The organism is Lysinibacillus sp. FSL K6-0057, assembly GCF_038630885.1.
Classification (GTDB): domain Bacteria; phylum Bacillota; class Bacilli; order Bacillales_A; family Planococcaceae; genus Lysinibacillus; species Lysinibacillus fusiformis_F.
This window is the reverse complement of the sequence record NZ_CP152047.1, coordinates 2,242,077-2,254,932: the sequence shown is the minus strand read 5'-3', so window position 1 is coordinate 2,254,932 and position 12,856 is coordinate 2,242,077. Positions and strand designations below refer to the sequence as shown.

The 12,856-nt window shown below is 30.5% G+C and carries 19 protein-coding genes and 1 pseudogene; 9 read left to right on the top strand and 11 right to left on the bottom strand.

All coding sequences use genetic code 11. The features are described 5' to 3' along the window. Positions 1-43: 43 nt before the first annotated feature. The 8 genes from MHB40_RS10925 to MHB40_RS10890 all read right to left on the bottom strand — a co-directional run bounded on the left by MHB40_RS10925 (position 44) and on the right by MHB40_RS10890 (position 3,805). Positions 44-1,057, bottom strand: a complete 1,014-nt coding sequence (locus tag MHB40_RS10925; RefSeq protein WP_342534589.1) for a hypothetical protein — start codon at positions 1,055-1,057, stop codon at positions 44-46. Beyond that, positions 996-1,697 carry a hypothetical protein gene (locus tag MHB40_RS10920; protein WP_342534588.1) on the bottom strand — a complete coding sequence of 234 codons (702 nt, stop codon included), beginning with the start codon at positions 1,695-1,697 and terminating at the stop codon, positions 996-998. The genes MHB40_RS10925 and MHB40_RS10920 overlap by 62 nt, the downstream gene beginning before the upstream one ends. Then, the gene (locus MHB40_RS10915) at positions 1,694-1,885 is read right to left on the bottom strand and encodes an XtrA/YqaO family protein (RefSeq protein ID WP_342534765.1); all 192 of its coding nucleotides are present in this window, start codon (positions 1,883-1,885) and stop codon (positions 1,694-1,696) included. The genes MHB40_RS10920 and MHB40_RS10915 overlap by 4 nt, the downstream gene beginning before the upstream one ends. Before the next feature lie 95 nt (positions 1,886-1,980). After that, entirely contained in the window at positions 1,981-2,208 is a 228-nt protein-coding gene (locus tag MHB40_RS10910; RefSeq protein ID WP_342534587.1) for a hypothetical protein, read from the bottom strand. 244 nt (positions 2,209-2,452) lie between these two features. Beyond that, positions 2,453-2,779 (bottom strand): hypothetical protein, encoded by a 327-nt coding sequence (locus MHB40_RS10905; RefSeq protein ID WP_342534586.1) that lies wholly within the window; start codon positions 2,777-2,779, stop codon positions 2,453-2,455. A gap of 48 nt (positions 2,780-2,827) precedes the next feature. Then, complete coding sequence (locus MHB40_RS10900; protein ID WP_342534585.1) at positions 2,828-3,013, bottom strand: hypothetical protein; 186 nt, start codon at positions 3,011-3,013, stop codon at positions 2,828-2,830. Between the two features lie 88 nt (positions 3,014-3,101). Next, complete coding sequence (locus MHB40_RS10895) at positions 3,102-3,281, bottom strand: hypothetical protein (protein ID WP_342534584.1); 180 nt, start codon at positions 3,279-3,281, stop codon at positions 3,102-3,104. A gap of 278 nt (positions 3,282-3,559) precedes the next feature. Then, complete coding sequence (locus MHB40_RS10890; protein WP_342534583.1) at positions 3,560-3,805, bottom strand: helix-turn-helix domain-containing protein; 246 nt, start codon at positions 3,803-3,805, stop codon at positions 3,560-3,562. 160 nt (positions 3,806-3,965) lie between these two features. Between MHB40_RS10890 and MHB40_RS10885 the strand changes: the two genes are divergently transcribed. The 7 genes from MHB40_RS10885 to MHB40_RS10855 all read left to right on the top strand — a co-directional run bounded on the left by MHB40_RS10885 (position 3,966) and on the right by MHB40_RS10855 (position 8,091). Continuing rightward, positions 3,966-4,322: a helix-turn-helix transcriptional regulator gene (locus MHB40_RS10885; RefSeq protein ID WP_342534582.1), complete on the top strand. Its 357-nt coding sequence runs from the start codon at positions 3,966-3,968 to the stop codon at positions 4,320-4,322. A gap of 98 nt (positions 4,323-4,420) precedes the next feature. Next, complete coding sequence (locus tag MHB40_RS10880; protein ID WP_342534581.1) at positions 4,421-4,657, top strand: hypothetical protein; 237 nt, start codon at positions 4,421-4,423, stop codon at positions 4,655-4,657. A gap of 12 nt (positions 4,658-4,669) precedes the next feature. Further along, entirely contained in the window at positions 4,670-5,233 is a 564-nt protein-coding gene (locus MHB40_RS10875; RefSeq protein WP_342534580.1) for an ABC-three component system protein, read from the top strand. A 22-nt stretch (positions 5,234-5,255) separates the two neighbouring features. Then, positions 5,256-5,498: an ABC-three component system middle component 6 gene (locus MHB40_RS10870; RefSeq protein WP_342534579.1), complete on the top strand. Its 243-nt coding sequence runs from the start codon at positions 5,256-5,258 to the stop codon at positions 5,496-5,498. Then, positions 5,480-6,160 (top strand): hypothetical protein, encoded by a 681-nt coding sequence (locus MHB40_RS10865; RefSeq protein WP_342534578.1) that lies wholly within the window; start codon positions 5,480-5,482, stop codon positions 6,158-6,160. Before MHB40_RS10870 ends, MHB40_RS10865 begins: the two co-directional genes overlap by 19 nt. 98 nt (positions 6,161-6,258) lie before the next feature. After that, a complete protein-coding gene (locus tag MHB40_RS10860) occupies positions 6,259-7,194 on the top strand; it encodes a DUF2326 domain-containing protein (protein ID WP_342534577.1) in 936 nt (311 codons plus the stop codon). A 678-nt stretch (positions 7,195-7,872) separates the two neighbouring features. Then, positions 7,873-8,091 (top strand): helix-turn-helix transcriptional regulator, encoded by a 219-nt coding sequence (locus MHB40_RS10855; RefSeq protein ID WP_342534576.1) that lies wholly within the window; start codon positions 7,873-7,875, stop codon positions 8,089-8,091. On the opposite strand, the pseudogene MHB40_RS10850 reads toward MHB40_RS10855, so the two are convergent. From MHB40_RS10850 to MHB40_RS10840, 3 genes and pseudogenes are all read right to left on the bottom strand, one after another. Continuing rightward, a pseudogene (locus tag MHB40_RS10850) lies at positions 8,088-8,274 on the bottom strand (transcriptional regulator). The gene MHB40_RS10855 and the pseudogene MHB40_RS10850 overlap by 4 nt on opposite strands. Before the next feature lie 967 nt (positions 8,275-9,241). Then, complete coding sequence (locus MHB40_RS10845; protein WP_342534575.1) at positions 9,242-10,159, bottom strand: hypothetical protein; 918 nt, start codon at positions 10,157-10,159, stop codon at positions 9,242-9,244. Between the two features lie 65 nt (positions 10,160-10,224). Beyond that, the gene (locus MHB40_RS10840) at positions 10,225-10,632 is read right to left on the bottom strand and encodes a GNAT family acetyltransferase (protein WP_342534574.1); all 408 of its coding nucleotides are present in this window, start codon (positions 10,630-10,632) and stop codon (positions 10,225-10,227) included. Positions 10,633-10,991: 359 nt separating this feature from the next. On the opposite strand from MHB40_RS10840, the gene MHB40_RS10835 reads away from it, so the two are divergent. Both MHB40_RS10835 and MHB40_RS10830 read left to right on the top strand, forming a co-directional pair. Then, entirely contained in the window at positions 10,992-11,723 is a 732-nt protein-coding gene (locus MHB40_RS10835) for a hypothetical protein (protein WP_342534573.1), read from the top strand. 219 nt (positions 11,724-11,942) lie between these two features. Then, positions 11,943-12,200 (top strand): hypothetical protein, encoded by a 258-nt coding sequence (locus tag MHB40_RS10830; RefSeq protein ID WP_243456152.1) that lies wholly within the window; start codon positions 11,943-11,945, stop codon positions 12,198-12,200. Positions 12,201-12,856: the final 656 nt, after the last annotated feature.

Here is a 12,856-nt window from a genome sequence, read left to right as displayed (position 1 = left end):
TTTAGACTCATTAATAAATTTAACAATTCTATATAAGTTTCTATTAATAGTGCCCAAATAAGTATTCATATTCAATATAGAACTTTGTGTAAATGATTTGCTTTTCTTCTAACCACTTTTCATCATTAATTAAATAATGATCCTTCAAAATTGCATGGTCACTATTAATATTTTTCAGTTTCGATAACCTAATAATCTCATTGGTTAATGTAGTGTTTTCAATTAAATCCATATATGTGAAATTTCTATCTCCTTCAATTTCAATGAAACTTGGATCAAAATCAGGAGTTTCTTTATTATTAATTTTCATCTCTTCATTTGCATAAGCCTCTTTTGTAAAATCCTTACCTTTTTCATACAACATATTTAAAAAGATATCTCTGGTTTCAAGATCAAAAAGATCTATAAAAATATGCTTTTTGGTTTCATCAGATATCTCATTTTCTATCTTATATTTTAAATATCCTTCTTTCCCTTCCTTTTCTAAAATATCAAATAAATTTTTTATTAAATCCCTTCCTATCAATTCTTTAAACTTCATATTACTTAATATTGTATGATGCAGATTTATCATATTAAAAAATGCGCTTTCAAATTGTTGACGTTTCATTGTCTCATTAGTAATTTCAACTTCTGCCCTAGCATCCTTTGCTTGGTTAACTGAAGCTTCTGTTTGCTTTACTAATTCAGTCAAACTTTCTTGACTTATTTTAATTTCTTTCCTTTGCATTATGATTGTAGCTAGAAGCATAAAAATACTTGCTGCAGTTAACAAGCCTACGGTTGTTCCACCAAGGAAATCACCGATACTACCTAAATCTCCTATATTTTTATATTCCGCTACTTTCTCCATGTAATATTTTCTAAGTGCAATTGGAAAAACAAATGCAGACAAGATGGATAGAATACCTAATACAAGAAATATATACATTAATACATTTGAAAAAATAGAACCTTTATTTATCTGACTCAAAACCCATCCTTCTTTTTCTAAATTATTTTTTCCTTCTTTTTGAGTGTCTATAATTATTGTTATTTTTATTGGTCCCTTTTTCATTTATACATTCCAACACTAGTTTGAGTAATAATTTATTTCTATCAATTTGCTTGGAAATGTATGTTATTGAAACAAGTAAAATGATCCAGACGACAATCACAACAGCAAGGTACCACATACTATTAACATTAGAAGTATTTAAACCATTTACAAAATTTATTATAGATGTAGTAATCAAAGCCATAAGAAGTGTTTGTGTAACAGTATTCAAAACCGTTAGTCTGGGGCTTTCAACTATTGTTTCTAGGTACAGTTTTAATGAAATTAATTTTTCCTTATTATCAAATTCTTTTTCTATCTCAAGTTTTATTAACTGAAAATTATCATGTAAAGTATCTTTATTGAATTCTTTGATATTGGATATTTCATCTAATAATTTAATCCATCTAACCTCCCCCATCCATTCATACAAATTATAGTTCTTCATTTTTCTTTTATCATATAATCTGATTAAATAATCTCCCAATTTGTTAAACAACTTCTCTATAACAAAGATAATTAAATTAAATACTCCTAGAATAATAATTGATACAATTACTAAGCTTATAGGCAAAATACCATTTTTTATCCCATTGTAAAATGCCATTGCTAAGAAAAGTATTATTAATAAATTAATAGCTATATATGAGAATAGCCTCAAAACTCCTCACCCTCATCCCACTTCACACGTTTTACCTGCCCTTGATGTGTCACAATCTTTGTTTCGGCAAACGCAGGAAGCTCAGCAACCTTTGTTTTTCCTTGTGACAAAATTATCACACAATTCTCAGGTAATTCCATTGTATCAACCTTTAGAATTCCGTCAATAGTCATATTCAATTCCTTCATACGCACAATAGCTTCCCCCTTATGCTATAATGGTTATACTGCTAGCAAGGGAGAACCCTTGTTATTGAAGAGCTATGGTTGCCGCCATAGCTTTTTTAATTGGTCATAATCAAATCGCTTAGAACATGATAGCACTTCTCTTTCTCGATAAAGCATTCATGCATGTCTCCATTTTCAATTTCGTAAAACTTATCTGTTTTTCGAATAGTATATTTATCGATAAGAATTTCTTCGTTATCATCAAGTTGATATAATGCCATATAAACAGGATCAAAAGAAAGGCCAATGATATCATAAATATTTACATTAACTATCTTCAACATCCTTCATCCCCCTAAGAAATTTTTCTCTTAAAAACATTTTTAGTATGAATAGCATTACTAATAATCACTAAACGACGCTCCAGAGACAACGATAACCATTTTCTAAATTTCATATACCTATTCCTCCCCAAATTACAACTCATCCAATGTTTTTAATAGCTGCTCGTCTGACATATTACGTAACATTTCCTACGCATAATTTTTACGGAGCATGATAATTGCAATGATCTCCTCACGTTCTTGCTTAGACAATACCTCTCACCCCTTTGTGCTGATCTAGACGATGCAAAATATATTGTCCTGCAGCTGCATGTCCGAGATAAGCAGGAAATTGTACGATGGTTTTGCGATGATCAATCAGTGGAATATGTATACCTAGATCAGCGAAATACATCACTTTAATCAATAGTCGATGGGCCTCCGTAATAGCTCCTGTACGTTCACCAAATTTCTCTCGGTGCATTACGCTAACTTCCAGTGGATTGCTGGCAAAGTAAAAGGCATATTGTGCAAAGCTTTTTACAACATAGAGCTTAAAACGACCAATACCAAGTGCGTTTCGCTCTGTCATTTCATGAACAGCAAGCTCATCATAGAGATTACAGAATCAATCCTATTTTTATCCAAATTGTCGAAGGTTAAATTCAATTTCAATTCTTCTTTTTAGTTCAACAAAGTCGTCAAGCTCAACCTTGGCGGCTTTAGAACTAAAATACATGTCTACAACTTGTTTAACTCGGGCCCATTCAAATTGTTTTAAACCAATTAACTGTTCTGCGAAAAGAGAAATTTTTTCTTCATTCATACCTCCACCCCCTTTCGAGTTGTTTTAAATCAAATTGTTTTAAGCAATCATTAGACAAAAGTTAAAGTTTTTTTTTGCTTCTGCTTGGTCATGCTCCACCGCAAACTTCCCACCTCCCCTTAAAAAGCTCAATCACTTTACTAGACATATCTATCGCTTCTTCTAAAGTACAATGGTTCCAAATGTTACAAGCATATGCCTCTTCCCTGCTCCTTACATTTGGTGGGTACTTTCGTAACGAGTACTCTTTGAAAGTTTGTTTACGCATCTTTCTTACCTCCTTTCGAGTATTTATTACATTTACTCCACATCGACCCGAAGTTATCTCTGCATATGCAACGAGAAAATAATCAATACTACCGTTAGGAAGTTCATTTTAACAACATATATATGAGTATCATGGTTTGAATTGCTATGAGAATTCGAAGGTACTTGTCCCTAAGTAATAAGGACTGCATATCTTGTTCAATCACATGGAGTATTTAAAAAAATTTCAGACTCTGTTCCAGCAGTGACTTCTTTTTGGGCTCTTTTATCTGGTTTTGTCTATCTCCATCCCAAACTTTTCATCTCTCTTTTAGTAAAATAAAGGTAACATTTAGTTGCATTTAGAATCAAAAAAACATCTTCAATTGTGGTTGAATAATAAACAGCAATTTTTCTAGCCAATGCTAGTGAAGGAGTTCTAGCATTATTTTCTATTGCACTTAACATTTGTCTTGTAATATTAAGATCTTTAGCTACTTCTGTTATTGTTTTTTCACCTCGAAGAATAATTAATTTCTCCCTCACACTTCACCTCTCCTTAGAAACTTTTAGTTACCTTATACCCACAATATAAAGCAATAAAATGTTACTGTAAAGAATCTACGTAACTTTTAGTTGCACACAGTAACTTATAGTTGCGCTATAATTAAAATTGTTTAATATTTACTATAAAAGGGGGATTACAATGCTCTCAATTCGATTAAAAGCACTAAGAACACAGCAACGTAAGACCCAACAGGAAATGGCTGACTTACTAGGCATCACTAGACAAGGCTATGCAAAGTATGAAAATAATTTAGGTGAACCTGACAATTCAACACTTTCTAAGTTAGCCGATTTTTTCGAAGTCAGTACAGACTACCTACTTGGTCGTACAGATAACCCAGCACATACACTAAAAGAAAAAGACGACGCTGATTTTCAAGCTTTCGCCAATGATCCAGAACTTAACGTATTTTATAGAGAACTTCCAGAATCTGATGAGGAAGCTGTTCGTAAGCTTCGAAATATTTGGGAAATTATTAAGAATGATAAGAAATAGGATAGGCTTTTTTATAAAAGCTTGTCCTAAAATAACCATCTATTCTGTTAATTTTATATTTTTTTTAGAATATCTTACAAAACGAAAGGATAATGTATATGAGTTTAGACACTATGACATCATTATTTACAATTATTGGAGGAACTGCTGGTGTTATTGGTACTGTTATCAGCGCTATTGCTCTATCCAGAAGTAAAAAAGCAAATAAAACTGCCAATGAAGCACTTAGTAAAATAACACAGTATACAACAGTTGGACAAGACAATATTAATGCTCAACAGCAAAAAATTGGGAAAGATAGTCGTGTTATAAATGGACATAATAATTCCATGTAAGGCAGGTTTGAAATGAGAAAATTTAAATCATATAATATTAATGCTCAACAGCAAACTATCGGAGATAACAGTAATGTTATTAATGGTCACAATAATATACTAAAGCAATTCTTTAATACATTTTCTCCGAAAACCGTCACTCCTAGTGATATACATAAAGTATGTGAAATTTTAGATGGAAATTTATCCGAAAATACTGATTTTACATTTACTAAAAACCCAGATTGGGTAGAAAAAATGAACTACAATTCTTTGTATCGTTATAGAAGTACATTTGAGGAGTATTGTATGTTTTATGAATCAGTAGAAGAAGTATTTACCTCAACTGCTATAGATGGTAATAGGCTATTAAGAGTAATTAATAATATTTATAAAGATGAATTAATCGATAATCCTGATTTAAAAAGTGATAAAATTGTTAGAAATACAATTAATAGCTTAAGAATAATTGTTGAGAATAGCTACAAAAGCACCTCTATGACTAGTGAACATATTGAAGATGTAATCATTAGTGTAGTTTTTTTTGCATTTACACGATGTAAAATTCTAGAGAAGCCACCCGAAAACAACAATTAACAGTGTTGAAGGGAGAATAAAAATGTTAATTATCAATGATTTAAAAAAACCTCAAAATACAGTTATATACTGTGCTGCCTGTATTCTCTTGATTCTTAATAAATTTGGTAGAAGCATGGGTGTAGATATAATTTTCAATTCTATTAGAGTAGAGTACAGCAAAAATATGGACTATACCGATTTTATATTAGCATTAGATTTTTTATTTTTGTTAGGAAAGATTAATTTTGATGAAAAGGAGAAAATATGTTTATTAGAAGATTAATCCTTCAAGAAACACATCCTAAGATAAAAATTATTAGGGATATTCCATTTAAGCTAGATATTAACCTTATTGTAGATGATAGTAAACACTCTGGTAACAACGTTGGAAAAACAACGCTTTTAAAGATAATCGATATTTGTTTAGGGCAAAAAGATAAGAGTTCTATCTATACTGACCAAGAAACAAATTTAATAAATCAACCTTTAAAAAATTATATTCATACTAATAAAGTAGAAGCTATTCTTGAGCTATCTAAAAGTATTGACAATCTGAATAACGTTAACCAAAAAGCTGATTATTTTATATCTGTCGGCTTATTTAGTCACGGTAAAAGGAAAATTAATAATGTAGAGAAAAATATAGATGATGAGTATTTACCAACATTAAAAGAGATAATTTTCGATTATGTTGAACCATACCCCCGATATACTGATTTAATAAAGAAATTTGTCAGAGTTGAAATAGATGCTGGATCATATAAACTTTTACGTTTCTCTCCTAACAAAATACTGTCTATTTTAACATATCGATTAATTTATAACTTTCTGTTTAATTTAATAGACACTGAAGATAATATAAAATTAGCCAATACACGTTTAAACTCTAAAAAATTTGATGAAGAGATTGCAAACTTTAACAAGTTTTTAGAAAAAAAGATATAAAAAATCTAGAACAGACAATCTTTAATCAAAGTATTTTTATAAAAAAGTTAACAAAACAAATTAAAGAAAATGTATCTGATGATAACTTCCTTTTAAAAATGGAAAGGTCAAAGAAATTAAAGAATGAAATAGGTTTAATAACCCAGTCTTTAGGTTCTCTAGAATTTCAAATAAATATGATTCAGCAAAATTTAGAATATACCTTCCAAAGTAAGAAGGATCTTAGTCCAGAAGTGCTACAAACTTTATATAATGAGACTCGAGAATTAAAAGTTGATTTAGAGAAAACGTTCAATGATTTGGTGATATTCAATGATTCCTTAGTAAAGAATAAAGTTAAATATTATGAATCTGTATTAAAAACGAAATCAAATGAATTTAAAGAAATACAAGAATACAAAAAATCGTTGAAGAAGGAATATAAATCACTTGCTTCAAGTATTGAAGAATATGATTTCGATAATGCTGATGAATTGTATAATAATTTAGTTCAAGAACAAGCAAGACTATTAGAGCTTCAATCCTTACAATTGGAATTAAAAAACCTAAATACTTCAAAAGAATCCAATCTAAACGATATAGCTGATTTAGAAACCACACTGAATTTTAACCCTAAAGAAGCCGATGATAATCTAGATATTTTTAATAAATATTTTCAAAAAAACACAAAAGATGTATTAAAAAATGAATATCACTTAGGTTACAATACAAGCATAAATGATTTTCCTTTGAGTCTTTTCGCAACAGATGAAAGTATAAGTATAGGAACGAAAAAGGGTCTTATAAGCGTTTTCGATATATCTTATCTACAATATGCTAAAGAAACTAACAAACAAGTCCCTTACTTTATAGTATATGATGTAATCGAAACTATAGAAAATGATATTTTAACAAGATTATTTCACCTAGTTAAAACAATGAATTGTCAATACATAGTTGCTGTACTTAACGAAAAAATTAAAGATATTGATGTAATTTCTGAAAATGATAAAATTCTTACTCTCTCTAAAGAAAATAAATTATTTATGATTTAAGGAAAGAGTTTATAATATGCCCATAAGCTCTAAATAAACTTATTATTAATACCCCTCATACCTAATAGAGGGGTATTATTGTGGATTCAAAAAGAACATTCGTTCCTTATTAAGAGGTCTTTTTATTGAAATATTTTACACACACGGAGGATTTTATTAAGAATCTATAAGTTCGAATTGGTATTTTAATACCAACGTATCTTAAATTCCAAAGTATATCCGATCAACTTGGAATACATGTGTTTTCCTGGGAAGATTCTAGTCAGGCCCTCTTTTCAAAAAATAATTCATTCATATTTTTAAATGAACAACTTACACCACCACAACAATGGCAAGATTTCTGCCATGAACTAGGTCATGTTCTCTTACATACTGGCAATCAACAACGCATGTATCCCCCTATTCCGTGAATACCAAGAATATAAGGCAAACAACTTTATGTACCATGCCTGTGTCCCCTCTTTTATGTTGGATGAACTAGAGCCTAGTGATCTTACTGTCGAAAATGTACAAAGGCTATTTAACGTTGAATATGACTTTGCATTCAAACGATTGGAGCAGTATCGCAGTAAAAAGTTGCTTATGCTGAATTGGAAGAGGCAGAACAATGACTCTACTTTATAGTTTGAAACAGAATGGTATATGCATTCAAAACTAATGAAATGAAGGTGAACGATTTTGAGTTTAGGTGAGCTATTAAAGGAACTACGTGGTGATGAATCTTTGCGTGATGCAGCAAAACGTATGGATATTACGTTTTCTTACCTGGCTATGCTTGAAAGAGGAACGGATCGTCGAACTGGTAATGTGATAAAACCTACGCCTGAAACATTGCAACAAATTGCTGCAGCCTATCAATATGATTACAGGTTGTTCAGGATTCAACATATGACTTAACACTCTTTTAGAATGGCTGGGACAACTGCTAAAACACTATCAATCGTAAATGTACGTTTGGCTCGCCTTGTAGGAATTGCCAGTAATTTTGATACGCCTCTTTGATACGTTGCCATCCTTAGCTAAGTACATCATATTTAAAAATTGGTTACGCTGCATTGCTTTAATCCGTTGTTCTTTCATCATTCCACACCGCTCAATAAGAACATTCGTTTGTATCATTTCAGAATATTAGTTTATGGAAATAATTACATATAGGAAATAGAGCAATACATTGTTAAGATTTTATAGGTCCAACATTCTATGGGGAAATTTCCAGAATTGAAATTGAGGTGAGTTAAATGACGTTCGCATCGTTTGGATTATTATGTATACCCATTTTTTATCTTTATCAAATTATCTTTTACTTCTTTTTCAGAAAAAAAGAACCTAAAGAATCCACCTTAAAGTATTACAAATTTACCTGCGTGACCAATTTCTTGATTTTTTGTGTCACTAGTCCATTAGGGCTTTTTATCGGTGTTATGGCAACTGATAGCGGAGAATTCCCTCTGATTTCATTCATTTTAGGATTTTTATTCATCACTGGTTTACCATTACTTTTCTTCATTTGGTCACTAAGAGATTTTCTAATTTTACATAAAAAGTAAGATAGGCAGTAAATAAAAACATAAAAAAGCCCATTACCAATTAAGGTAACGGGCATCTACTGTTTAGCGCTACGTTGTGCAATGATAATCATCAAACCTTCAAAATCACCATCCGTCAATGTACCAGCATCAAATTTATCTAGATGTGATTTATCAATAAGCCTTTTGTCCACTGCTTACTTAAGGTAATCACGAACTGCCGCTTTGAGTGTTTCATTTGTAAAGCGCATTGTATCATCATCCTTCCCTATCGATTTAGCTGTATTGTCCTCCACAATTAATTGCACTTGGTATTTGCTATGCTTGTCATAATGCAGTACTTTGTCATCGTAGCAAGTCTAAAATGTCTCTGGAATAGCTTTAATTTGTATATGGTGATATTGATGTCTGCTTTTTAATTAACGAGCACCAGTAGTAATCTGATAAATGGCACGCATTTTTGTCTTTTTTATTGGGAAAGTAGACATCCACTCCGTTTAAGCTCTCAGGATGAAGAAGCTTTAATCAAAAAAATCATTAATTTCATTCTCATTTAATAAATAGATTCCTGTGTCCGTTTGAATAACAAATTGATTTTTGTATTTCAAAAACTCAAATGGCTTTGAATTCAGGGCAATATAGGATTCAATTTTCCCGCTACTAGGATTAAAAATTACAATTCGTTTATTTTCCATATCACAAATAGAAAGCTTCCCATTCACATAAGAAATATATTCTGGGTAATCTAAACCTTCAAGCGCATGATCACAATAAATTACCTGAAGTTCATTCCTTATATCTTCTGTTTTTCGTGCAAGTTCTTCATCGGTCGTATAATGATAGATTTTTTCTATTTCAAAACTCGGAAATCTATACTTTACAACAGAATTCAAAGTCGGGGATACAGCCCAGACTCCTTGGCCATCTGAACAAATTTGATACAGTGTATCATAATAATCAGAGGTTTCCAGCACAATATATTGCACAAGCTCATCATGCTCATTAAAATGCAGTAGGATATTATGAGGCCAGAGAAGACAAATTGTTTCATTTCGTATAGTACAAGTCATAAGATTAGTAACGTCTGAAAAAATATTATTTGGTATGATACTAAAATCATAGTTATTTTCCCAATTTTCACCAAACGTATGATTATAGTAATCACTCAAACTAATTAGCTTTCTTTTTCCCGCTTCATTTACCCAACACTTCGCTATACTTTCAATATATAAAAAATTCGATTCTTCCAATTGACGAGATATACTACCCCATCTATTATCAAATTTACTATTCGCATACAATTCTCTTGAAATTTCCTTTAGATTTTCACCATTGTATTGATAATAGTAAGTTTTATCCTCTTTTTCAGAAAAACTTGCGAAAGATAATGTATTTTCATTTTGTGTAAGTGAATGACCATTCAAATGCAATTTTTTCATGAAATTTTTCATCCTCGTTATTTTATATGATAATCCAATTTGCCTCTGGTTCAGGGGCCTTTAAATCATATCCATTTCTCCATAAATAGTAATTCATCTTTTTTAAAGCCTTGTTTCTCATAGAATTCTTGAACTTCTTCATTATTTCTTTCTATTAACAAGTTAATCTTTTCACATCCAATTTTTTTAAAACGCATTTCTAATTCTTTGATGATCTGCTGCCCAATTTTCATTCCTTGGTATTCAGGGTCTACAGCTAAATGGTTTATCCAACCTCTTCTTCCATCATAACTGCCCATTACTACGCCAATAATAAAAGAATCTTTCTCCATGACAAAAAATAACTGCGGATCTCTTTTTATTTTTTTCTTCAGTCCTTCAAGAGTATCTGAACGGGAAATAATCAATCCAGCCTTTTTCCATAAATTAATCACTGAATCAAAATCATATAAAGTAAATTCTCGAAAGTTCATTTATAGTCCTCCTTATGTATAAAAATACAAATCAATAAATTATTATTCATTTTATGTATAGAAAAGTCAACCCTTTTGTACAATTTCCAATAAATATGTATACTTAAAATTTTATGAATCTATTCTTTAAAAACTTTCCTTTCAGTGAGATCAAATATTATTTTATATCCCCTTTCTTATCTTCATTAATTTCAATTATCTTGTTATTCTTCATGTTGTCCCTTGTATAAAAACTAGATAAAACGCTTGTCATATTGATTCATCTACACGGTTATTCATAAGCTTCCCTTTCCTTTTATCAATTTTAATCATACACTTATGTTAAAATTTAACTATCAATAAATATAAGGGGCATTTTTATGGAGATCATCATAACCAAAATTTTTAGTGAGATTAGTTACATAGCTATCATTCCTTTATTAGTGGTTACAATTAAAAATATTATCGATAACAGAAATCTTTCAGAAATTGAAAAGTTATTAATGACTAACTGGAAAAAATTTAAAATGGATTTATCTAATTATGGATTTTATAATTTTGTTATTTTAACCATAGGCATTATCTATACGGCGTTTAGTAATCCTCATTTATTAGACAAAATTTTTCCTTCTATTACAGTAGGTCTACTAGTAGTTGCAATTGTTTGGTTTCTTCTGACATTTACTTTTATTGTATTGTTTAATTCAATTTCTTTAATAGAAAGAAACTTAACTTCTTATGATGAGTTTTTTATTATGCTAGGAGATGAAGAATGGGAAATTATTAAAATGAAAAGTGAAACTTCAATGTTAGTAAAAAAAGACAATAAATATATGTTTATAGATGACTGGAATAACAAGGTGATATATACCCAACCAAAAAAATCTATTCCATTAAAAAGAATCTATATGCTCTTGCCAAACACTAAAGTAATGAATAGAATTATTTTTCCCACAGTTTCTGTCTTTTCACTATCAGGATTTATTTCTTGTTTTTTTATAAAAAACTTAATGCTATTCCCAATATCATTTCTCAGTGTTTTTTCGATGCTAACGTTTGCAATGATATGGTCTGATTATTACCTATACTCTAAATCTAATCAACAAAGTTAATCACTGTTCTTTCCCTCAACCTAGATAATTAAGCCTGAAAACCAATTACTAAAAAAAGTAAATATACTAAACCTTTCCAAGTCCTGTACGATAACAAGTATGGAACTAAAAATGTGAATAGGAAGGTGACAACTTATCATGATTACGACGAAATTTTCTAATATGCAATATTTAATGTCACGTAGGTCCTCGTCTAAGTATTACGGGTTGACGCGACAAATGAGCAAGGAAGTTAAAGCTACATCAAAAGAGGACCAAGAAAAAATAAATAATGTAAATAAAATACTTGAAGAAAGTAAAACCTCTAAACTATCTACCAAGCAAATTGAAACGTTAAAAAGCGCTGTAAAGCAAGGGTTATTAGGATCGAATTCGAATCATTTAAGCCCATTAGGTATGTATAACTATAAAAAATCAATCGCAAGTTCGAATTCAAACTTAAATTCAACTTTAAGAGCTTATCGAAATTCTATCTAGTATTAAAACACCCTTTAACGTATTAGAGGGTGTTTTAATATGGTGAAATAATAATATTCAGTTCATTAATATCATCATTAGTCACTATTCGTCTAACATACTGCCTATCATTCCTGCGAATAATTGATTGCAAAGCATATTTCCTTTCAACCTCACATCCTGTTTTTTGATAATCAATGACTTTTGAATATCCACCTTTGTAAAAAAGTATCCCTTTAATTAATTGTTCCTGAGTTGCGTAATGGCCTGATTCCCTACTACATACTCATGCATCGCAGCCTCATCATAATCAAACCAAGAAATTTATAAAAAGAATCCGCTAGTGCACTGGGGCATAATCCTATGATCACTTAAATCACCTTTCCCCAGGAAATATTGATGCCATTTCGATGTTTCACGATAATGAATTCCGCTTCATTATCAGCACTCATTTGTATTTTATAATAACTTCCTGATTATAATCGTCTGGTGACATGTAATCGAATGCGGAGTTGATTACGAACTCATTTGGTTCTTTCCATTTTAATTGATAGGCACCCTCAGAAAATGGTATATTTTGCATCTGTAGCTAGTAATCCGGTCATGCATGTAAAAGCGAAAATGGAAAAACCTATCAATAATGCGATTGCCGTGTCTCCTTAATGAAATAAATCCCA

Bases quoted from the DNA above. Each gene is read 5' to 3' on its own strand.
- MHB40_RS10865 (WP_342534578.1), top strand. From the start codon at position 5,480: ATGTTTATTAGAAGATTAATCCTTCAAGAAACACATCCTAAGATAAAA.
- MHB40_RS10870 (WP_342534579.1), top strand. From the start codon at position 5,256: ATGTTAATTATCAATGATTTAAAAAAACCTCAAAATACAGTTATATAC.
- MHB40_RS10905 (WP_342534586.1), bottom strand. From the start codon at position 2,779: ATGACAGAGCGAAACGCACTTGGTATTGGTCGTTTTAAGCTCTATGTT.
- MHB40_RS10900 (WP_342534585.1), bottom strand. From the start codon at position 3,013: ATGAATGAAGAAAAAATTTCTCTTTTCGCAGAACAGTTAATTGGTTTA.
- MHB40_RS10860 (WP_342534577.1), top strand. From the start codon at position 6,259: ATGGAAAGGTCAAAGAAATTAAAGAATGAAATAGGTTTAATAACCCAG.
- MHB40_RS10845 (WP_342534575.1), bottom strand. From the start codon at position 10,159: ATGAAAAAATTGCATTTGAATGGTCATTCACTTACACAAAATGAAAAT.
- MHB40_RS10895 (WP_342534584.1), bottom strand. From the start codon at position 3,281: ATGCGTAAACAAACTTTCAAAGAGTACTCGTTACGAAAGTACCCACCA.
- MHB40_RS10915 (WP_342534765.1), bottom strand. From the start codon at position 1,885: ATGAAGGAATTGAATATGACTATTGACGGAATTCTAAAGGTTGATACA.
- MHB40_RS10840 (WP_342534574.1), bottom strand. From the start codon at position 10,632: ATGAACTTTCGAGAATTTACTTTATATGATTTTGATTCAGTGATTAAT.
- MHB40_RS10875 (WP_342534580.1), top strand. From the start codon at position 4,670: ATGAGAAAATTTAAATCATATAATATTAATGCTCAACAGCAAACTATC.
- MHB40_RS10830 (WP_243456152.1), top strand. From the start codon at position 11,943: ATGAGCAAGGAAGTTAAAGCTACATCAAAAGAGGACCAAGAAAAAATA.
- MHB40_RS10925 (WP_342534589.1), bottom strand. From the start codon at position 1,057: ATGAAAAAGGGACCAATAAAAATAACAATAATTATAGACACTCAAAAA.
- MHB40_RS10835 (WP_342534573.1), top strand. From the start codon at position 10,992: ATGGAGATCATCATAACCAAAATTTTTAGTGAGATTAGTTACATAGCT.
- MHB40_RS10880 (WP_342534581.1), top strand. From the start codon at position 4,421: ATGAGTTTAGACACTATGACATCATTATTTACAATTATTGGAGGAACT.
- MHB40_RS10910 (WP_342534587.1), bottom strand. From the start codon at position 2,208: ATGTTGAAGATAGTTAATGTAAATATTTATGATATCATTGGCCTTTCT.
- MHB40_RS10885 (WP_342534582.1), top strand. From the start codon at position 3,966: ATGCTCTCAATTCGATTAAAAGCACTAAGAACACAGCAACGTAAGACC.